At 32.1% G+C, this 19631-nt stretch carries 22 protein-coding genes and 3 pseudogenes; 13 read left to right on the top strand and 12 right to left on the bottom strand.

Annotated elements, in window-relative coordinates; all coding sequences use genetic code 11:
* Positions 1-17: 17 nt before the first annotated feature.
* The 4 genes from ACF3N8_RS03605 to ACF3N8_RS03590 form a co-directional block, all read right to left on the bottom strand.
* Positions 18-596, bottom strand: coding sequence for a hypothetical protein (locus ACF3N8_RS03605; protein WP_009382166.1), 579 nt, complete (start codon positions 594-596; stop codon positions 18-20).
* Between the two features lie 411 nt (positions 597-1007).
* Positions 1008-1703: a thioesterase II family protein gene (locus ACF3N8_RS03600; RefSeq protein ID WP_392450267.1), complete on the bottom strand. Its 696-nt coding sequence runs from the start codon at positions 1701-1703 to the stop codon at positions 1008-1010.
* Positions 1700-2434 (bottom strand): 4'-phosphopantetheinyl transferase family protein, encoded by a 735-nt coding sequence (locus tag ACF3N8_RS03595; protein ID WP_392450265.1) that lies wholly within the window; start codon positions 2432-2434, stop codon positions 1700-1702. Before ACF3N8_RS03595 ends, ACF3N8_RS03600 begins: the two co-directional genes overlap by 4 nt.
* Positions 2435-2590: 156 nt before the next feature.
* Positions 2591-3265, bottom strand: a complete 675-nt coding sequence (locus tag ACF3N8_RS03590; RefSeq protein ID WP_002512555.1) for an IS6 family transposase — start codon at positions 3263-3265, stop codon at positions 2591-2593.
* Positions 3266-3321: 56 nt separating this feature from the next.
* Between ACF3N8_RS03590 and ACF3N8_RS03585 the strand changes: the two are divergent.
* A pseudogene (locus ACF3N8_RS03585) lies at positions 3322-4539 on the top strand (MobA/MobL family protein); the annotation flags it as partial.
* A gap of 288 nt (positions 4540-4827) precedes the next feature.
* On the opposite strand, the gene ACF3N8_RS03580 reads toward ACF3N8_RS03585, so the two are convergent.
* From ACF3N8_RS03580 to ACF3N8_RS03570, 3 genes are all read right to left on the bottom strand, one after another.
* Positions 4828-4995 (bottom strand): hypothetical protein, encoded by a 168-nt coding sequence (locus ACF3N8_RS03580; RefSeq protein ID WP_176744196.1) that lies wholly within the window; start codon positions 4993-4995, stop codon positions 4828-4830.
* Positions 4996-5025: 30 nt separating this feature from the next.
* Positions 5026-5250 carry an SHOCT domain-containing protein gene (locus ACF3N8_RS03575; protein WP_070549436.1) on the bottom strand — a complete coding sequence of 75 codons (225 nt, stop codon included), beginning with the start codon at positions 5248-5250 and terminating at the stop codon, positions 5026-5028.
* 134 nt (positions 5251-5384) lie between these two features.
* The gene (locus tag ACF3N8_RS03570; protein ID WP_176744197.1) at positions 5385-5585 is read right to left on the bottom strand and encodes a hypothetical protein; all 201 of its coding nucleotides are present in this window, start codon (positions 5583-5585) and stop codon (positions 5385-5387) included.
* Positions 5586-6013: 428 nt separating this feature from the next.
* Between ACF3N8_RS03570 and ACF3N8_RS03565 the strand changes: the two genes are divergently transcribed.
* The 3 genes from ACF3N8_RS03565 (at position 6014) to ACF3N8_RS03555 (ending at position 7266) form a co-directional block, all read left to right on the top strand.
* Entirely contained in the window at positions 6014-6631 is a 618-nt protein-coding gene (locus ACF3N8_RS03565) for a CadD family cadmium resistance transporter (RefSeq protein WP_001832940.1), read from the top strand.
* Between the two features lie 18 nt (positions 6632-6649).
* A complete protein-coding gene (locus tag ACF3N8_RS03560; protein WP_002452612.1) occupies positions 6650-6997 on the top strand; it encodes a metalloregulator ArsR/SmtB family transcription factor in 348 nt (115 codons plus the stop codon).
* A gap of 167 nt (positions 6998-7164) precedes the next feature.
* Positions 7165-7266 (top strand): type I toxin-antitoxin system Fst family toxin, encoded by a 102-nt coding sequence (locus ACF3N8_RS03555; RefSeq protein ID WP_002497230.1) that lies wholly within the window; start codon positions 7165-7167, stop codon positions 7264-7266.
* Between the two features lie 277 nt (positions 7267-7543).
* On the opposite strand, the gene ACF3N8_RS03550 is transcribed toward ACF3N8_RS03555, so the two are convergent.
* From ACF3N8_RS03550 to ACF3N8_RS03540, 3 genes are all read right to left on the bottom strand, one after another.
* Positions 7544-8113 (bottom strand): TetR/AcrR family transcriptional regulator, encoded by a 570-nt coding sequence (locus ACF3N8_RS03550; RefSeq protein WP_002449929.1) that lies wholly within the window; start codon positions 8111-8113, stop codon positions 7544-7546.
* A gap of 348 nt (positions 8114-8461) precedes the next feature.
* Positions 8462-9406 carry a glycine betaine ABC transporter substrate-binding protein gene (locus ACF3N8_RS03545; RefSeq protein WP_002454675.1) on the bottom strand — a complete coding sequence of 315 codons (945 nt, stop codon included), beginning with the start codon at positions 9404-9406 and terminating at the stop codon, positions 8462-8464.
* 23 nt (positions 9407-9429) lie between these two features.
* Entirely contained in the window at positions 9430-12069 is a 2640-nt protein-coding gene (locus ACF3N8_RS03540) for an MMPL family transporter (RefSeq protein WP_002449922.1), read from the bottom strand.
* Between the two features lie 640 nt (positions 12070-12709).
* On the opposite strand from ACF3N8_RS03540, the gene ACF3N8_RS03535 reads away from it, so the two are divergent.
* From ACF3N8_RS03535 to ACF3N8_RS03525, 3 genes are all read left to right on the top strand, one after another.
* Positions 12710-13318 carry a recombinase family protein gene (locus ACF3N8_RS03535; protein ID WP_000583528.1) on the top strand — a complete coding sequence of 203 codons (609 nt, stop codon included), beginning with the start codon at positions 12710-12712 and terminating at the stop codon, positions 13316-13318.
* A 245-nt stretch (positions 13319-13563) separates the two neighbouring features.
* Complete coding sequence (locus ACF3N8_RS03530) at positions 13564-13902, top strand: hypothetical protein (protein WP_001049146.1); 339 nt, start codon at positions 13564-13566, stop codon at positions 13900-13902.
* 4 nt (positions 13903-13906) lie between these two features.
* Positions 13907-14092, top strand: coding sequence for a helix-turn-helix transcriptional regulator (locus ACF3N8_RS03525; RefSeq protein WP_000797248.1), 186 nt, complete (start codon positions 13907-13909; stop codon positions 14090-14092).
* A 132-nt stretch (positions 14093-14224) separates the two neighbouring features.
* Here ACF3N8_RS03525 and qacR read toward each other — a convergent pair whose 3' ends face one another.
* Complete coding sequence (gene qacR, locus ACF3N8_RS03520; protein ID WP_001807342.1) at positions 14225-14791, bottom strand: multidrug-binding transcriptional regulator QacR; 567 nt, start codon at positions 14789-14791, stop codon at positions 14225-14227.
* 177 nt (positions 14792-14968) lie between these two features.
* Between qacR and ACF3N8_RS03515 the strand changes: the two genes are divergently transcribed.
* The 6 genes and pseudogenes from ACF3N8_RS03515 (at position 14969) to ACF3N8_RS03490 (ending at position 18639) form a co-directional block, all read left to right on the top strand.
* Positions 14969-16513 (top strand): quaternary ammonium compound efflux MFS transporter QacA, encoded by a 1545-nt coding sequence (locus tag ACF3N8_RS03515; protein WP_000622776.1) that lies wholly within the window; start codon positions 14969-14971, stop codon positions 16511-16513.
* A 204-nt stretch (positions 16514-16717) separates the two neighbouring features.
* Positions 16718-17032 (top strand): annotated as a pseudogene (locus ACF3N8_RS03510) (hypothetical protein); the annotation flags it as partial.
* Positions 17033-17088: 56 nt separating this feature from the next.
* Positions 17089-17762 (top strand): IS6 family transposase gene (locus tag ACF3N8_RS03505; RefSeq protein ID WP_392450259.1). Its coding sequence is split into 2 segments (ribosomal slippage): positions 17089-17332 and positions 17332-17762, totalling 675 coding nucleotides; the frame shifts between segments, so codons are not numbered across the junction.
* Between the two features lie 60 nt (positions 17763-17822).
* Positions 17823-18020, top strand: a pseudogene (locus ACF3N8_RS03500) (cadmium resistance transporter); the annotation flags it as partial.
* A gap of 18 nt (positions 18021-18038) precedes the next feature.
* A complete protein-coding gene (locus ACF3N8_RS03495) occupies positions 18039-18386 on the top strand; it encodes a metalloregulator ArsR/SmtB family transcription factor (RefSeq protein WP_002452612.1) in 348 nt (115 codons plus the stop codon).
* Between the two features lie 160 nt (positions 18387-18546).
* The gene (locus ACF3N8_RS03490; RefSeq protein WP_107508515.1) at positions 18547-18639 is read left to right on the top strand and encodes a type I toxin-antitoxin system Fst family toxin; all 93 of its coding nucleotides are present in this window, start codon (positions 18547-18549) and stop codon (positions 18637-18639) included.
* 287 nt (positions 18640-18926) lie between these two features.
* Here ACF3N8_RS03490 and ACF3N8_RS03485 read toward each other — a convergent pair whose 3' ends face one another.
* On the bottom strand, positions 18927-19601 hold the full coding sequence (locus tag ACF3N8_RS03485; protein WP_002512555.1) for an IS6 family transposase: 675 nt from the start codon (positions 19599-19601) through the stop codon (positions 18927-18929).
* Positions 19602-19631: the final 30 nt, after the last annotated feature.

The following is a 19631-nucleotide window of genomic DNA, read 5'->3' as shown; positions in this document are numbered from 1 at the left end:
GGACTTAAACATAAACCTTAGTCGAAGAAATCGAAGTCGAAGCCGCCGCCACCTGATTTCTTACGTCTATGTTCTTGGAATTCAAAGAAGCCTTGGAATAATAAAATAAGCATCATTGGATTGTATGTACCATCAGTAATATGGATATCGTGACCTGAAGCGATTTTAAAGCGCTCTGATTTAGTCGTCATGATCACGCGACCAGAATGGTCTTTTGCTTTAACGGAACGAGAAATGAAACCTGATTCTAGCGTAATGGCATCGCCTTGAACGCCTTTGAACACCATACGTGGTTTAAGTGCCATCTGCGTTGAAAAGACACCAATCTTACGACCATTCTTCTCAACATCCCATACCGTTGAAAATGGCGTCTTAATACGTCCTTCAATCGAACCTTCTTGTGTGATCGTGTAAATATTCTTGCCATCCTCTATCTTAAAATTATGTTTTTGACGTCCCATGAAAGACATAACTTGTTGCGTACCTGAAGTATAGAATAAACTCATTTGATAAACAGGTCGATTGCTTTCATCAAATACATCGATTACTTCTGTAGAAGCATCAAAGAAATTTTCTTTAAAATGATAACGTCCCATACATACACCTCATTTAAGAATTGATAATTTTATATTATAAGTATGACACAGATACCCTTTCTTGCCTAATAACTAACCTACAAGGTTGTGTTCAATTAAAATTTTGATACTAAATTGCAATTCCCTAAAACAGCATGCTTTCCTGTAAAGCCCAACTCAAACTTTCAGTTTGTTAGTTGGACTTACAAAGTAGCATAGCTACTTTGTACCACGCTTAACCCCCGGCTTGCATAGCTTGTTAATTTGCTTGCGCAAATTTCTTTGCCGGGGCCCCGCCCTCTGAGTCAGCTGTTTTGGAATTGATTAAGACAATTTATTAGCCGCTTATAGATATTTAAGTCGCGTTCCTTCAAGTCTAACCATTAAAAAAGGATAAGCCCACTTCCCATGAGCTTATCCGCTTCGTTGATATTAACTTAACGCATGTTGATGAATCACTTCTGCGATGGCTTTAGGTTCATTGTGTAAGAAGAAATGACCGCCATCGAAATATTCGATCGTTACTTTTCCTGAGAAGTAAGCTTCCCATTTAGACAACGTTTCAGAATCGATATCGTCTTCACCTGACATAATGACCGCATCTAAGTCAATCTCGTCATCATGAGGCTTATCTGAATACGCATCGATTGCTTCAAAGTCAGCGCGCAGTGACGGGCTTACAAGCTGCCATAGTTCATCATTTTCAAGGACTGCCTCAGGTGTACCGCCCTTATCTTTAATGAACGTCTTGAACGCATCTTGATCCATATCTTTCACACCTTCAGGTTCACCGCGATAACCAATCGGTTCACTCGCTGCTAGGAATAAACGCTTTGGCAACGTCATGCCCGCTTCCTTAAGTTTAAAGTACGTCTCATAAGCAAGAATCGTCCCTAAACTGTAGCCTAGAATATCATAATCACCGACATTTAAATCCTTAATTTGAGCTACGACTTCATTTACCATATCTTCAATAGAAATTAGTGGTGATTCAGTAAATCGTGACCCTTTACCAGGAAGTTCGATGGTCTTCAGTTCTATATCGTCTTGCACGTGTGCTTTTAAATCATTATAGATGGATGCACTACCACCTGCGTAAGGTAGGCATATTAGTTGTCGTTTACTCATACATGCTCCTTCGTCTTATGGAAGTGATTCATAATAGTATCCATTGATATATGATTAACATGGTAAGGTCGCACTTCGTTCTTACTATGATGTCTTACCACGCGACTCAACGCGTAGTTTGTATTTAATGGAAAAGTACCATGGTTCACATTAATCTTTTCAGTTGGAAATGTCTCATAATCCGTTAATTCATATCCAATACCTTCTCTATGTATAAAAAATGAATCTAAATTACGATATAAACCAGTTCCAATATATTTTAAATAACTTTCTTTAATCGTCCAAATTTCATAGAATCTATCATATTGTTTCATCATCTCGGCTGCATTATAAATGTATCGTTTCTCACATGAATTAAAAAATGCTTCTGCTAATGATAAATCAATGGGTGCTTTATGTTCGATATCAATACCAACTGGGTAAGAATCGACAATACAAATAATCCATTCATGTGAATGAGATCGATTTGCGTAAACATTCATAGGTGAACTTAAACATGGTTTCCCGTATTCATTTTCATATTGAACAACTTCGTCGATATCACATTCCGCATAATTTGCCACACTATATTTGAAAAGCAGTGCAGATAATAGCTTCGTGACATACATTTCTCGCGTCTTCATTCGAGAAACATTCTTTTGTTCAGTAGGATTTAAGCTCGCATATAAACCATCTAATTCATCATTTTCTAAGGTGAAGTCAACTTTTAATGCATATAATTGATACGGCACTGTATCACATCCCCTACTACGAAATTTAATAAAAAAGGAGAAGACACGATTGAAACGATTTCTATCTTTCAATCTCACTTAGACTTAGGCAATCAGGTTCTGTTGCAAAGTCAGAAAAAATATAACTAATTATCATTTTAACATGGTAGTATTCCCTTAACTGGCCAACATGTGATTAATTTCGTAGCACGGCGAAAATCCGTAGATCTGAAGAGACCTACGGTTCTTTTTATATAGACCATAAATACATTCAATACCTTTGAGTGTATTCTTTGCTGTATTGACGCTTTGATATCTCGTCTTTCTCACTTTAATATGACGGTGATCCTGCTCAATGAGGTTATTAAGATATTTAGATGTACAATGACAGTCGGGATTAAGTTTAAAATCTTTAATCAACTTAGACATTGCCACCTTCGTCGAAGGTGCCTGGTCTGTAATTATCATTTGAGGTTTACCAAATTGTTTAATAAGTCGCTTAATAAACGCATATGCTGAATGATTATCTCGTTTCTTACGTAACCAAATATCCAATGTATGACCATCTGCATCAATGGCACGATATAAATAGCACCATTTTCCTTTTATTTTAATGTATGTCTCATCAACGCGCCATTTATAATAAGCTTTTTTATGCTTTTTCTTCCAAATTTGATACAAAATAGGAGCATATTCTTGAACCCAACGGTAGATCGTTGAATGATGAACGTTAACGCCGCGTTCTCTTAGTATTTCAGATATATCACGATAACTAAGCGCGTATCTTAAGTAATAGCCAACGGCTACAGTTATTACATCTTTATTAAATTGCTTATATCTAAAATAATTCATAGAGAACGCTCCTTTTTTGTTAAAATTATACTATAAAATTAACTTTGCAACAGAACCAAAAAAATGAACAAAAACGCTGTGAAAAAGAAGGTATCGAGTACCAACCCGTTACTTATTACGGACAGAAAAATGAAGAGATTAGACGATATAATCGTGGTGAAGTATCAGAAGTATATAGTGATAAAGAGAGAGAACAAGCACAAAATGCAATTAGATTACTTGTTCAAAATGCTAACGATCAAGTAAGTAAAAATGAACAGAGTTATTCTGTTTTATTTGATAGATATCAACATGAAGTTGGCTATTCAGAGGCTAAGGAAACCATTAAAAATACGTTTGATAGTGCGTCTAGCTTTGGTCGTAAAATTCAAAATGACTTACTTAAAAATGAAATTAAGAGATGTCAATTAAAATTTTATGCAGATAATTATGATACTAATTATCAATTTAGAAGAGAAGTTGAAAACAAAGGATATAGTCAACAAGAGTTTATTAATACAGTTAAATCTAACTTTAAAGCGTTACTCAATGAAAAGAATAAGTTAGAAAAAAGAGAAGAAAAACGTAAAGAAATTTATCAATCAGCGAAAGACGTATATCTTACTGAAAGTGGGAAAAATAATCTAATTGTTCAGCAAATGTACCCTAAATCTCATCATCGTTTTAGTAATGATGAGAAAGCATTTATCGTTGATGAAGCACAAAAAGGTAATTTTATAAAAGCGACAAATGTTCAATATCTATTCAAACAAAATAGCCATATTCCTACTGATGTATTGTTAGAAGATACTTATAAAAAAGCAAGTAAGGATATTTTCTTTAGTGAGAGAAGCCTTAAAAACTTAGAAAAAGATAGCTTTGAATATAACGTTGAGTTGCAATTCATTAAAGAAAAAGAGAAAGAAATTGAACGTTATAAAGAAGATATTGATAATGATTTAAGAATAGATATAGGCGATAGAAACTTTGAAAAAGTAAAAGATCAAACCCCTAATGAGAAAGTTCAATTACTCATTAAACTTGAGAAATATAATCATGTCGATCGAGAAGACATTATCGAAAAACATATTTATCAAGTTGCTAGAAATGATCATGACAATCATCTTGAACATGAGTATGAACAATCTAATCATATTCATTTACCAACGATAAATGCAAGTGACTTCCTTATGTACTATGCGAACGAAACTGAAAAACAAAACAATATTAATCATAAGAAAAAGAAGAAGAAAGATAATCAAAAACAAGAGAGAAATAACCAAATGAGAAGATAGTAGGCCGATGAAATGATACAAAGTTCATTCTTTAGTAATAAGAAAATGAATCCAATGTGATACATTGACTTTACCCTTATTACTACATGGGGCGTTCTAAAATGAACATGCCCGAAATGAATATGGAGCAAATGCAACAAATGATGATGGAACAACAAATTAAACAAAAACTAGGCTACTTATCCCCTGTAAAATACAGAGAATTAGCAGCCTAGAACATAGTGTTTTTATTAAGTTCCCATTTTAAGGGTTCAGTGCCTTGTAGTTATTGTGTTTTTATATACTTTACTACTTATTTTCGTTGTTATCACCAAAGGTCTGCATGAAGTTCATGCATTCATTCATCATATTATCCATTCTCTGGTCATAATCAGAACCTTGGGTAAAACCAGTTTGTCCAATGACGATTAAACCAGCTAGTACAAACGACAGCACTAAAGGTAACTTCTTTTTCATCGCTTATTTCCCCTTTCATTCAAAGTATCCCTAATCTTTTTTTAACACTTTCTTTAATTTTTCATATTCATCTTCATTAATTTCCCCTTGAGCCAGCCTTTTCTTTAAAATTTGTAAAGAATCATCTGATCTTACACCTTTTGGTTTTTCTGAAGCTTTTGCAATTAATATATATACACCATAAAATAACAAGCCAAGAATGATAATCCAAAAAATCATGCCAATGAACCCCATTCCGCCCATCATATGTCCCATACAATTTGTCAATCCTTTCCTTCTTTCTCGTTTTACAATTATACCATAGGGGGGTATTAGTATTCCAAAAAAGTGTTTTTAATATTAGTAGCAGAAGGCAATTCATTGTACCGCAAAATGGCCCGATTATTGAACTATTTTTTAATAAAATAATTCCTACGTTCCCAATTCCATAAAGCAATAATACTAAAAGCTTCCTCACCTGCTTTTTCCTCATCATCTGTCATATAATCTGTATCTTTTATTGGATATTTTGCCGTTTCATCAACGGGAGATTGAATATCTGACTTATGCTTATTTTTTGGTTTCACAATTTTTGAGCGTAATATTTTCATGGGAACGCTCCAAATCAATATCTTTATTTGGCTCATATTTGCGTTTTAAGAACTTATGTATGTTTTTAGGTTAAAAAACTATATGATTTATACCTAATTCTTTAAAATACCCTCTTAAAATACAAAATAGATATATTGGATATATAAATAAAAAAGCTACTAGCAAAAAACTAGTAGCTTAAACCTCAGTTAAATTTTGATGTAGTATTAAATTTTATATCTGTGCTATAACAACAATTACTTAAAACTAAGATAAAATCGACGAATGTCGACACATCATGATCTATTAAGTCGACCATTCGACAAGTTTTGGGATTGTTAAGGGTTCCGAGGCTCAACGTCAATAAAGCAATTGGAATAAAGCACCTATGATTATTTAAAAAATAAGTTATAATAAATTCAAAAATATTTTTGAATGAGGTGTAATTATGATTCAGACTATTGTAACTGCTGCTATTCTTTATATTGCGACAGCATTAGACTTATTAGTGATTTTATTAATGTTCTTTGCTAGAGCAAAGACTAGGAAAGAATATCGAGATATTTATATTGGTCAATATGTAGGATCTGTGGCATTGATTGTCATAAGTTTATTCTTTGCCTTTGTCTTAAATTATGTTCCTGAAAAATGGATATTAGGATTATTAGGGTTAATACCGATTTATTTAGGAATTAAAGTGGCTATTTATGGTGATAGTGACGGAGAAGAGAGAGCTAAAAAAGAATTGAATGAAAAAGGATTGTCTAAATTAGTTGGTACGATTGCAATTGTTACGATAGCAAGTTGTGGTGCTGATAATATCGGTTTATTTGTTCCCTATTTTGTGACATTAAGTGTTACTAATTTATTAATTACTTTGTTTGTCTTTTTAATTTTAATTTTCTTCTTGGTATTTACTGCACAAAAATTAGCTAATATTCCAGGAGTTGGAGAAATTGTTGAGAAATTTGGTCGTTGGATTATGGCTGTTATTTATATAGCTTTAGGTTTATTTATCATTATAGAAAATGACACTATTCAAACAATTTTAGGATTTATATTTTAATTTAGGGTGTGATTTTATATGAGCTATGAAAATGCTTGTGATGTGATCTGTGTACATGAGGATAAAGTTAACAATGCTTTAAGTTTTTTAGAAGATGATAAATCTAAGAAATTACTTAACATTTTAGAGAAAATTTGTGATGAGAAAAAATTGAAAATCATATTATCTTTGATTAAAGAAGATGAGTTGTGTGTTTGTGATATTTCTTTGATATTGAAAATGAGTATTGCTTCAACTTCACATCATTTAAGACTTTTATATAAAAATGAGGTGCTTGATTTTTATAAAGATGGAAAGATGGCATATTATTTTATTAAAGACGATGAAATAAGAGAGTTTTTCTCTAAAAATCAGAAGGGTTTTTGAAACGAGTGAAACGAGTTTCTTCTTGTCTTGATACTATAAAAATAAGCAAAGATATAACATAAAATGACTTATCGGAAGTTAGCTATTATCACATATTCAAAGATGATATAATATAAAAGTCGCCTATCTCTCAGGCGTCAATATAGACGTAGAGAGGAGGTGTAATTATGCTTGATAACTTTGTTCACATCATGACCACAGCAGCGAGTGGTTGTATCGTCGCATTATTTGCGCATTGGCTACGCAATCGCAACGATAAGAAAAAATAGGCGACTATAGTCACACCTAAAAATCCCCTCACTACTTCCGATAGTGAGGGGATTGGTGTATTATGCTTAATAACTTTGTTAAGTAGATTATAACACTGGTTAGTAGAGGAATGCAACAGAACCATATTTAATATGATTAATATAGGTATTTGGCCAATGGTCATTCTAGCATTATTAATCATAGCTAATAGTATTTTTATGGTTTACAAGACAGTAGACGTTAAAAAACGCAAATGACAAAAAAGCAATCTCACTCTTAATTTATGTGAGATTGCTTTTATTTATCATAATAATATAATGACGTTTCAAGCACATTATTTAATGTTACAAACACTTCTTCAACTGTATAGTTATAGTCATTTTCTACCCAACGTCGTAGTACTTCTATTACGCCACTACTGTAAAAATCAGCTACAATTTCAGGATGTTTACTTTCTCTAATCTTTTGCGCTAAGGGGCCACGCTTACGAGTTGAATTATTTAACATCATTTCGCGACCCACATTCGTTAAACTTCTAAATACATCTGCCTGTCGAGACGAAACTAATAGATGCTTAAAAATCTTTTTATTATTACAAATGTAATAAATAAAGTCTTCAAATGATTCAGAGGTTGTAATGTCTGCTGATGTGTCACCTTTAGCTATAATTTGTTGTGCAATAAAGTCAGGTAAAGTGTAGAGTAATTCATATTTATCTTGGAAGTATCTATAGAACGTACTGCGGTTGATTTCTGCAATATCACATATTTTTTGAACCGTGATTTCATCAAAATGATAATCATGTAAAAGTATAAACACTGTTTCATGAATATGTTTAATCATACGCTTTTGATTTGCTGACGGCATTATCTGATTCTCCTATTTATTTAATCTAGTCAGATAGCCTGACGTAATAAGAGTAATTTATCACAATAAAGTTGATTTTTCCAAACATAACAACTGATACTACGTTTAAATTTGTTTATAAAAAAAGAGTAAATAAGTTATTTGAAACGTTTAATACTATAAGAGCGATATAAAAAAGTAGGAGCGAAACTGAGTTTAGTTTCACTCCCTCGCAATATAGCTACGATTGAGAAGAGTTTGTCTTAAGCGCCTTCTCAACTTGGTTTGCTACTGTAAATTTGCATTATGAGTTTTAAATATGCTACACCAAACGAGCATATTCTTTATTTGTCTATCTTAACTTTGTAATTAGTTAGTCTCAATATCTTCTAACCATTCATCTACTTTATTATCATTATCATCCACATAGTCTTTAGCTACTTGTTCTGGATTTTTGTTATCAACAAAGATTTTTTTAGCTAATTTGTCTTCGTCAGATTTACTCCAATCATCTGCCATACGTGTTGCAATTGTGTATGCAGCTGGATGTGCCTCTTTAAAGTTTTTGTTAAATACTAAGTCAATATGTTGATTATTATTACCATAAATGTTGTCAGGATCTTTCAACATTTTAACGTCTAATTCTTTAGAGAACCAACTAGGTTCCATTGATGTGAAGACGATAGGTTCTTGTTGTTTAAAAGCAGATTGAATTTTCTTGAATTGGTCTTGGTCAGAACTTTCTTTCAAGCTATATTTATCCAAGTTGTCACTATCAAGTTCATCTTTAGTTTCTTGCATAACGCCATTACGTGCGTCTGTGCCTTGAATTGTCCAATCTACAGATTTTCCGAAGTCACTGTTTTTTAAGTCACTAATTGAGTCGACATCTTGCACGTACTTAGGTACGGCTAAACCTACTTTTGCGTTATCAATTAAATGTTTATCATCATAAATTGTTAATTTACTTTTGAACTTATCGTAGTAACTTTTATCAGTAGTAGGGAAGATACCTGATGCATGGAATGAATCAGAATTCTCTGATACAGCAGTATATAACGGGCCACTTGCTGTTACTGGTGTAGTTGTTACATCATAACCTGCTTTTTTCAATACTTCTGCTATAACTAGTGAACGTGGTGTTGAATTATCACTCGCGATATAAGGTATTTCGATTTCTTTATTACCAAGTGATGTTTGACTATCGTCTGATGAACCACTACCGCTACCACTATTACCACAAGCACTTAGCACTATAGCTAAGGCTAGTGTGGCTAGTAGTCCTAAGAATTTCGAACTACGTCGTTTTAACATAACGTGTTTCCTCCTTTTTAATATTAGTCTCTAAGTTCGTCATCATGACGATGTTGAGATGATCGGTTATATCTATCGTAAACACCTTTGTTGTTTTCACGAGCGTATAACATTAATGCTTTGAATAATACATCTTGATCAATATTGCTATCAGTTAATTCTTTGTATAAGTTTGTTGTTTTATCGAAATTTGAATCATGATAATCATCGTTTCTATCGTAATTGTCTTGATAGTGTCGATCATTATAATTACGCTCATCATGATGAGTATGGTCGCCATCTTGAGTATAAAGTGATTCATAGTCGATATCATCACGTTGATTATCATAATGATGTTGGCGATGATGCTGGTCATGATGATTATCTAAATGCACAGAACGGTTATAATCTTCGTCATTATAATTGCGATTGTGGTTACGTTTGTCATTTTGATAAACATAGTTATCTTTGTCTTGTCTAGCGTATTCATTATTTTTATCGTTGACATGACCTTTTTCAGAAGATGTGTCGTGATGATTATCTTCTTCTAAAGCTTTACCTTCAACGTCAATGTTTGGCAATACTGCACCTAACCATTTAGGAAGGTACCATGAAGCTTTACCAAAGAGTTTCGTCAATGCTGGAATTAATGTCATACGTACGACGAATGCGTCGAATAACACACCGAAACCTAATGCGATACCCATTGACTTAATTGCACTGTCATCTTGGAAGACGAATGCGATGAATACACTGAACATAATAAGTGCAGCAGCTACGATAACAGGTCCACTTTCTTTGATACCTACACGGATTGAATGATCATTGTCGCCAGTCTTACTGTATTCTTCATGTACACGTGTCATTAAGAAGAGCTCGTAGTCGATGGCAAGTCCGAATAACAATCCAATTGTGACTACTGGAAGGAATGCGAGTAATGGTCCTGTGTTTTCAATACCAAATAAGCTACCCATAAAGCCATGTTGAATGACTAATGTTGTGAAACCTAATGTAGCCATTAATGAAAGGATAAAGCCTAGTACTGCTTTTAATGGAACTAAGATTGAACGGAACACAATCATTAATAAGACGAATGCTAATACAACGATAACGCCTGCAAATACTGGAATAGCGTTGTTTAGTTTTTCTGACATATCGATGTTAATAACACTTTGTCCTGAAATTTCAGTGTCATAGTCATATTTTTCTTGCGCTTGGCTATGATAATCACGTAAATCATATACTAGATTTTCTGTTGACTGTGAGTTCGGTCCTTTTTCAGGAATGATTGTGAATAATGCGTAATTGTTGTTGTCAGTTAGTTGTGCTTTTGAAACTGTATCAACATTATCAATGTCTTCTACATCACTACGCATATTATTTAAGTCACGTTCGATAGTGCTTTTACTTCCACCATCTTTTGTATTTACTAACATGACAATTTGTCCGTTATAACCTTCGCCAAAATTATCTGAGATCAATTTATAAGCTTTGTATTCTGATGAGTCAGTTGGTTTTAAACTATCATCTGGAATACCTAAACGCATGCCACTGACTGGTATAGCAGCTAAAATTAAAATAATTAAACTTACAATAACAGCGATAACTGGCTTACCAACAATAAATTTTGCCCAAGGATGATCTTTAGGGTCTTTACTTTTAGATGGTTTATCTTTAATTTTAATACTTTTATGGAAGATACTGATTAGGGCAGGTAATAGTGTTAATGCTGCTAATACTGCAAATAACACACTAATCGCTGAAGCAAATCCCATAACCGATAAGAAGTCGATTCCTACAAGTGATAAACCACAAACAGCAATCATAACTGTAAGACCAGCGAATATTACAGCACTACCTGCTGTACCCACTGCTGTTGCGATAGCTTCTACAGTATCGACACCTTTTTTCTTAAGTTCTTTAAATCTAAATAGAATAAAGAGTGAGTAGTCAATACCAACAGCTAAACCTATCATTACAGCTAGTGTAAGCGTGAAGTTTGGAATATCAAAGATATATGTTAATAATGCGATGATACCAACACTTGAACCTAAACCGATGATTGCACTAATAATTGGCATACCAGCTGCGATAAGTGAACCAAAGGTAATAAGTAAGATTACGAATGCTACGACGATACCGACAATTTCTGATGTACCACCAATTTCAGCATTCATAGAGCTACCTTGAGCTTTTTCAATTTGCACATTGTGGTTGTCAGTTACATCTTTTAATTCTTTGTCGATGATATGTTTAGAAGAATCTTTTAATCCAGTTTGTGGAACTACATAACTTACGTTAGCGATAGCGGTATCGCCTTCATCGTTAACTTGTCCACTGTCATATGGATTAGAGATATTTTGGATATAATCATCATTTTGTCTGATATTGTCTAAAGCATCTTCAATATCTTTCTTCGTATCTTTATTATTGAGTCCATCATTCTTATTAGAATGGAAGACTATTTTCATCGAGGCTTTCTCACTGTCCTGATGAAATTCTTTACTAATTTTATCGTTTGTGTCTAATGACTTAAGGCCGTTCATAGTGATGTCACTGTCAAACTTCGGTGAGTTTATCATTAATGGCGTGATAATGACACCTAGTATAACAAGCCATCCTATAACACTTAGCCATTTGTTCTTAGCTATAAATTTTCCTAGTTTGTATAATAGCTTTGCCAAGACATTTCCCCCTATTTCATTAATTTATATCGCTTAAAGTATGGGTAGTATGTTGATGATTTGTGAGCAATTACATTAAACCGATACCTCAAATTAAGCATATTTAAAATGTTACATTTGATAATGTAACAAGTTATACCCACGTTCGGGTACCATTAAAAGTTTTAAGTCGTTGGAAAATGCAACACTTTGGAAAAAATGTTGGTGAAAATAGTGTGTATTAAGGGAATATATAAGAAAACAGGTAACCTCGTGATGATGGTATACCTGAAAATAATTTGGTACGTAGACTTACGATGTAGTTAGTTCATTAAATAAAACAGGAGAAGTAATGCGTCTATTAAGACAAAAATTACGCCAGGAATATAAATTTTTGGTTCTGTTGCAAAGTTAAAAATCATGTAATATTTATACTAAAAAACGAAAAATAATTAATACTAACAAAACTCTTTAAATGTACTCCTTTTCTCATTTATTAGGTGAATATTTCTAATATAACAAGTAAAGTGACACAAAAAAGTAAAAAATATTTATCTATATGTCTACTTGTGGTACACCCTAACCATACAAAAAGAATTGTTGAAATTATAACAATTAAAACGTATGATTAGGGTGTATATTTATTATGGAGTGAAGATGAATGATTATAGGTTATGCGAGAGTATCATCGATAGATCAAAATTTAGAAAGACAATTGGATAATTTAAAGACGTTTGGTGTGGAGAAAATCTTTACAGAGAAACAGTCGGGAAAGTCAGTGGAAAATAGACCTGTATTTCAAGAAGCACTCAATTTTGTCAGAATGGGAGATCGATTCGTTGTGGAATCTATTGATCGTTTAGGACGTAACTATGATGAAATTATTGAAACTGTGAATTATTTAAAAGAAAAAGACGTTCAGTTAATGATTACCAGCTTACCTATGATGAATGAAGTAATTGGCAATCCATTACTGGATAAGTTTATGAAAGATTTAATCATTCAAATATTAGCAATGGTTTCAGAACAAGAGAGAAATGAAAGTAAACGTCGACAAGCGCAAGGGATTCAAGTTGCGAAGGAAAAAGGCGTATATAAAGGGCGCCCTTTACTTTATTCACCAAATGCTAAAGACCCACAGAAACGTGTTATTTATCATCGCGTGGTGGAAATGTTAGAAGAAGGCAAAGCGATTAGTAAGATTGCGAAAGAAGTTAATATCACAAGACAAACAGTTTATAGAATTAAACATGATAAGGGATTATCTTGATAAATTGATTGTCAATGCAAATGAGCGTCTCTCACAGTGTCTCAAATTCCATAACATATTATTGAATTGAGATTTTAATAATTATACAAGAAAAAAGAGTACGAGTTCGCAGCTTTCTATATAGTAATTGTTTTACTAATAAGGTGTTTTAAAATATATTATAATGTAAAAAGTATTTGACATTTGTATCAAAAATATTTACACTCATAAATGTCAAATACTTTTTACATTTATGAGGTGTTATAATGAATTTAATTCCTTTTATTATTATTTTAATTTTTTCTTGTTTATGGACGGCTATAACTAACAAATATTTACCTTCAGAAACATTAGATAAAAAAGGACAACAAGATCGATACGATGAAAGACAACGTAAAATGTTTATTGAAATACTGGCTAAAAGTTTTATTTGGATTGTATATTGTATGTTATTTACACTAGTGCTTAAATTTACAGGTTTGTCACCAAGTATTGAAGGATCTTGGTTTTCTCAATATCCAGAAATTTTCTTTATAATTGTAGCACTATTTCTTATGCTGTTTAATTACTATACTACAAATAAAAAATATACATCTAAAGGTTAAATTAATGAAAAATAGAATTAGAGAATATAGAAAACAAAAAGGAATTTCTCAAGAAACTTTAAGTAAAGAATTAAAAGTGTCTAGGCAAACTATTAATGCAATAGAAAACAATAAATATGATCCTACATTGACATTAGCATTTAAGTTGGCAAGATTGTTTGATACAACTGTGGATGAATTATTTTCTTAACCATTCATTTATCACAAAAAGAGAGTGCGAATTCGCACTCTCTTTTTGTGTAGTAGTACTATTAAATTTTGTCTCAATAACGAACGTAATTTAGAAATAATATTTATTGGTATTTCAAGAATATATATATAATTATTTACTAAGTCCATTTAAAAAAATTTGAGAGAACTTGTTCATAAGTTTAATTCTTTCATTAATATTTTGTTCATGTGTAAAGGTAACAATTCCATTAACAGCGTTTGCTGCTATTTTACTAACAGCATTAACATCATTAATACACCATTCGCCATTTAAATTACCCTCCTTAAAAATTACATGATAAGCATCTATATATTTGTTTTCTAATTTATTCATTTTTTCATTAATGCTATTAGTTTTATAATATTCAGTGTAAAATTCAATTATTGCGTTTTGAAGTGGATAATAGTATTCGGTTGTTAAAGATAGTTCATTATATAAATAAAATTTTTCTCTATTAGTTTTACATTTGATTTGTTCCTTTTTCCACTGTTCTTGCCATTTAGATTCTTCTATATTTAAAATTTCTAAAAATAGATTTTCTTTTGTTTTAAAGTGATAATAAAGATTCCCTTTACTACTTTCTGATAATTTAACAATTTCTCCAGTAGTAGTGGCATTATATCCATTTTTTATAAATAATTCCTTTGCGACACCTAGTATTTTATCTTTCAAGTTCATCACGCCTTTAATGAGTATTAAGTACTATCAATGATAGCACAAAAAATTCAAAGAATAATTGTATAACACAATACAGCCATTTAAATTTCGCAAGATTTTTTGTTGTAATATGTAAAAAAATAGATTATAATCCTTATAGACCGATCGCACGGTCTATAAGGGTTGGAGGGAACTTAAATGATTTCATTTTTTACAAAAACTACTGATATGATGACATCAAAAAAAAGATGGACTGCACTAGTAGTATTAGCTGTTAGTTTGTTTGTTGTTACAATGGATATGACAATATTAATTATGGCTTTACCGGAATTAGTAAGAGAGTTAGAGCCTTCTGGTACCCAACAGTTATGGATAGTTGATATATACTCTCTTGTTTTAGCTGGCTTTATAATTCCATTGAGTGCCTTTGCTGATAAATGGGGAAGAAAAAAAGCATTATTAACTGGATTTGCTTTATTTGGCCTCGTTTCATTAGCTATATTTTTCGCAGAAAGTGCAGAGTTCGTAATAGCTATTCGATTTTTACTTGGTATTGCAGGTGCTTTAATAATGCCAACTACTCTTTCAATGATAAGAGTAATTTTTGAAAACCCTAAAGAAAGGGCCACTGCATTAGCTGTATGGTCAATCGCTTCATCGATAGGTGCTGTTTTTGGACCAATTATCGGAGGAGCTTTACTTGAGCAATTTTCATGGCACTCGGCATTTTTAATTAATGTACCGTTTGCGATAATAGCAGTTGTAGCAGGTTTATTTTTATTACCAGAGTCTAAGTTATCAAAAGAAAAGTCTCACTCGTGGGATATTCCTTCTACAATTTTATCAATTGCAGGCATGATTGGACTGGTATGGAGTATCAAAGAATTTTCAAAAGAAGGACTAGCAGATATTATTCCATGGGTTGTAATAGTATTAGCAATTACCATGATAGTGATATTTGTTAAACGTAATTTATCAAGTTCTGATCCAATGTTAGACGTAAGACTTTTTAAAAAGAGATCATTTTCAGCTGGTACAATTGCTGCATTTATGACAATGTTTGCAATGGCATCTGTTTTGTTATTAGCTTCACAATGGTTACAGGTTGTGGAAGAACTTTCTCCTTTTAAAGCTGGCTTATACCTATTACCTATGGCAATAGGAGATATGGTGTTTGCACCAATTGCACCCGGATTAGCGGCGCGATTTGGACCGAAAATAGTGTTACCTTCCGGAATTGGAATTGCAGCCATTGGCATGTTTATTATGTATTTCTTTGGTCATCCATTATCATATTCTACAATGGCTTTAGCATTAATTTTAGTTGGAGCTGGTATGGCTTCACTAGCAGTTGCATCTGCTCTAATAATGTTAGAAACACCTACATCAAAAGCAGGTAATGCAGCTGCTGTTGAAGAGTCTATGTATGACCTTGGAAATGTTTTTGGTGTAGCAGTACTTGGTAGCCTATCTTCTATGCTTTATCGTGTATTTTTAGATATTTCATCTTTTTCATCAAAAGGTATAGTTGGAGATTTAGCTCATGTAGCTGAAGAATCTGTAGTGGGCGCTGTCGAAGTAGCTAAAGCTACGGGGATAAAACAGCTTGCAAACGAGGCTGTAACATCATTTAATGATGCTTTTGTAGCAACTGCTTTAGTAGGTGGGATTATCATGATTATCATTTCAATAGTTGTCTATTTGTTAATTCCCAAATCACTTGATATAACTAAACAAAAATAGTACTAAACATATATTTTTAGATATTGTAGATTAGTTTATTTTTAAAATTAGTAATAGTTAAAAAGTAGAACCATTAATTTTAAATGGTTCTACTTTTTTATTATTAAGTAAAATTATAAAAGACAATTTCTTAAATTAATAATATGATATACCTATATCTAATAATTTATTAGTATTAATAAACCTTGAAAGGATGATTAACTGATGAATAGAGCAGATATTTTTAAAATATTTGATGTAGAACTTAATATAACTATATTTTTAGGAGCACTAGTAGCAACTTTCATCTATTTTATAAGTTACATGAACAATGTAAATGAATTAATTACATTATGCTTAACATTAGCTTTTCCTGCATATTTATTAAAAATTAGCAGATCGTTCGAGGTTATTTTATTAGAGGAAAAAATAAAAAATAGTAAAATCAAAATCTGTGACAAAGATAGAATTGAACGAGAGATACTGGTGAAAAAGAACCTAATAGATGAACTATTGTTTCCTAATAGAGTTATTAAAAAAGGTTCTGTTGCAAAGTTGAATTTATAGTATAATTTTAACAAAAAGGAGTCTTCTGTATGAACTATTTCAGATATAAACAATTTAACAAGGATGTTATCACTGTAGCCGTTGGCTACTATCTAAGAGATGCATTGAGTTATCGTGATATATCTGAAATGTTAAGGGAACGTGGTGTAAACGTTCATCATTCAACGGTCTACCGTTGGGTTCAAGAATATGCCCCAATTTTGTATCAAATTTGGAAGAAAAAGCATAAAAAAGCTTATTACAAATGGCGTATTGATGAGACGTACATCAAAATAAAGGAAAATGGAGCTATTTATATCGTGCTATCGATGCAGAGGGGCATACATTAGATATTTGGTTGCGTAAGCAACGAGATAATCATGCAGCATATGCGTTTATCAAACGTCTCATTAAACAATTTGGTAAACCTCAAAAGGTGATTACAGATCAGGCACCTTCAACGAAGGTCGCTATGGCTAAAGTCATTAAAACGTTTAAACTGAATCCTAACTGTCATTGCACATCCAAATATCTGAATAACCTCATTGAGCAAGATCACCGTCATATTAAAGTAAGAAAGACAAGATATCAAAGTATCAATACGGCAAAAAATACTTTAAAAGGTATTGAATGTATTTACGGTCTATATAAAAAGAACCGCAGGTCTCTTCAGATCTACGGATTTTCGCCATGCCATGAAATCAGCATCATGCTAACAAGTTAACACAAAGTATTATTTTAAAATTGAGCTCAGACATTTATTTTTCAACTTTGCAACAGAACCTTAATTACTTTGTTTGTCTTTTTAATTTTAATTTTCTTCTTGGTATTTACTGCACAAAAATTATCTAATATTCCAGGAGTTGGAGAAATTGTTGAGAAATTTAGTCGTTGGATTATGGCTGTTATTTATATAGCTTTAGGTTTATTTATTATTATTGAAAATGATACTATTCAAACAATTTTAGGATTTATATTTTAATTTAGGGTGCGATTTTATATGAGTTATGAAAATGCTTGTGATGTGATCTGTGTACATGAGGATAAAGTTAACAATGCTTTAAGTTTTTTAGAAGATGATAAATCTAAGAAATTACTTAATATTTTAGAAAAAATTTGTGATGAGAAAAAATTGAAAATCATATTGTCTTTGATTAAAGAAGATGAGTTGTGTGTTTGTGATATTTCTTTGATATTGAAAATGAGTATTGCTTCAACTTCACATCATTTAAGACTTTTATATAAAAATGAGGTGCTTGATTTTTATAAAGATGGAAAGATGGCATATTATTTTATTAAAGACGATGAAATAAGAGAGTTTTTCTCTAAAAATCAGAAGGGTTTTTGAAACGAGTTTCTTCTTGTCTTGATACTATAAAAGTAAGCAAAGATATAACATAAAATGACTTATCGGAAGTTATCTGTAACTTACCCATTACAGATGATATAATATACAGGTCGCCTATCTCTCAGGCGTCAATTTAGACGCAGAGAGGAGGTGCATTACTTTGCTAATCATTTTCGTTCACATCATATCACCAGTCATCAGTGGCTGTGCTGTTGCGTATTATACTTATTGGCTTAGTAAACGCAACAAATAATTAATGAGCGACTTTATAAGCCAGCATCGAAAAAATCCCCACACTATTGCAGTAGTGTGGGGATTAGTGCATTAATTGTTAATCATTTTCGTTATTTAAATTATAACATTACCTATTGAAGGATTGCAAAGTTATGAGAAATAATGATTAAGAAAAGAAGATATCTAAATACTTTTAATTGGTTCTGTTGCAAAGTTAGAAAAAGTGTAGCTAATCAGCATTTTATGGTTCTGTTGCAAAGTCAGAAAAAATATAACTAATTATCATTTTAACATGGTAGTATTCCCTTAACTGGCCAACATGTGATTAATTTCGTAGCACGGCGAAAATCCGTAGATCTGAAGAGACCTACGGTTCTTTTTATATAGACCATAAATACATTCAATACCTTTGAGTGTATTCTTTGCTGTATTGACGCTTTGATATCTCGTCTTTCTCACTTTAATATGACGGTGATCCTGCTCAATGAGGTTATTAAGATATTTAGATGTACAATGACAGTCGGGATTAAGTTTAAAATCTTTAATCAACTTAGACATTGCCACCTTCGTCGAAGGTGCCTGGTCTGTAATTATCATTTGAGGTTTACCAAATTGTTTAATAAGTCGCTTAATAAACGCATATGCTGAATGATTATCTCGTTTCTTACGTAACCAAATATCCAATGTATGACCATCTGCATCAATGGCACGATATAAATAGCACCATTTTCCTTTTATTTTAATGTATGTCTCATCAACGCGCCATTTATAATAAGCTTTTTTATGCTTTTTCTTCCAAATTTGATACAAAATAGGAGCATATTCTTGAACCCAACGGTAGATCGTTGAATGATGAACGTTAACGCCGCGTTCTCTTAGTATTTCAGATATATCACGATAACTAAGCGCGTATCTTAAGTAATAGCCAACGGCTACAGTTATTACATCTTTATTAAATTGCTTATATCTAAAATAATTCAGGCTCTACGTCAAATTCGGTTGGTAAAACCG

Source organism: Staphylococcus massiliensis, assembly GCF_043186315.1.
GTDB lineage: Bacteria > Bacillota > Bacilli > Staphylococcales > Staphylococcaceae > Staphylococcus > Staphylococcus massiliensis.
Note: the sequence above shows the minus strand (reverse complement) of the source record. Positions and strands in the feature narration are given on the sequence as shown.

Bases quoted from the DNA above. Each gene is read 5' to 3' on its own strand.
- ACF3N8_RS03605 (WP_009382166.1), bottom strand. From the start codon at position 596: ATGGGACGTTATCATTTTAAAGAAAATTTCTTTGATGCTTCTACAGAA.
- ACF3N8_RS03570 (WP_176744197.1), bottom strand. From the start codon at position 5,585: ATGAAAATATTACGCTCAAAAATTGTGAAACCAAAAAATAAGCATAAG.
- ACF3N8_RS03535 (WP_000583528.1), top strand. From the start codon at position 12,710: ATGATTATAGGTTATGCGAGAGTATCATCGATAGATCAAAATTTAGAA.
- ACF3N8_RS03525 (WP_000797248.1), top strand. From the start codon at position 13,907: ATGAAAAATAGAATTAGAGAATATAGAAAACAAAAAGGAATTTCTCAA.
- ACF3N8_RS03560 (WP_002452612.1), top strand. From the start codon at position 6,650: ATGAGCTATGAAAATGCTTGTGATGTGATCTGTGTACATGAGGATAAA.
- ACF3N8_RS03600 (WP_392450267.1), bottom strand. From the start codon at position 1,703: ATGAGTAAACGACAACTAATATGCCTACCTTACGCAGGTGGTAGTGCA.
- ACF3N8_RS03580 (WP_176744196.1), bottom strand. From the start codon at position 4,995: ATGAAAAAGAAGTTACCTTTAGTGCTGTCGTTTGTACTAGCTGGTTTA.
- qacR (WP_001807342.1), bottom strand. From the start codon at position 14,791: ATGAACTTGAAAGATAAAATACTAGGTGTCGCAAAGGAATTATTTATA.
- ACF3N8_RS03530 (WP_001049146.1), top strand. From the start codon at position 13,564: ATGAATTTAATTCCTTTTATTATTATTTTAATTTTTTCTTGTTTATGG.
- ACF3N8_RS03545 (WP_002454675.1), bottom strand. From the start codon at position 9,406: ATGTTAAAACGACGTAGTTCGAAATTCTTAGGACTACTAGCCACACTA.
- ACF3N8_RS03575 (WP_070549436.1), bottom strand. From the start codon at position 5,250: ATGGGACATATGATGGGCGGAATGGGGTTCATTGGCATGATTTTTTGG.
- ACF3N8_RS03550 (WP_002449929.1), bottom strand. From the start codon at position 8,113: ATGCCGTCAGCAAATCAAAAGCGTATGATTAAACATATTCATGAAACA.
- ACF3N8_RS03590 (WP_002512555.1), bottom strand. From the start codon at position 3,265: ATGAATTATTTTAGATATAAGCAATTTAATAAAGATGTAATAACTGTA.
- ACF3N8_RS03555 (WP_002497230.1), top strand. From the start codon at position 7,165: ATGCTTGATAACTTTGTTCACATCATGACCACAGCAGCGAGTGGTTGT.
- ACF3N8_RS03495 (WP_002452612.1), top strand. From the start codon at position 18,039: ATGAGTTATGAAAATGCTTGTGATGTGATCTGTGTACATGAGGATAAA.
- ACF3N8_RS03565 (WP_001832940.1), top strand. From the start codon at position 6,014: ATGATTCAGACTATTGTAACTGCTGCTATTCTTTATATTGCGACAGCA.
- ACF3N8_RS03515 (WP_000622776.1), top strand. From the start codon at position 14,969: ATGATTTCATTTTTTACAAAAACTACTGATATGATGACATCAAAAAAA.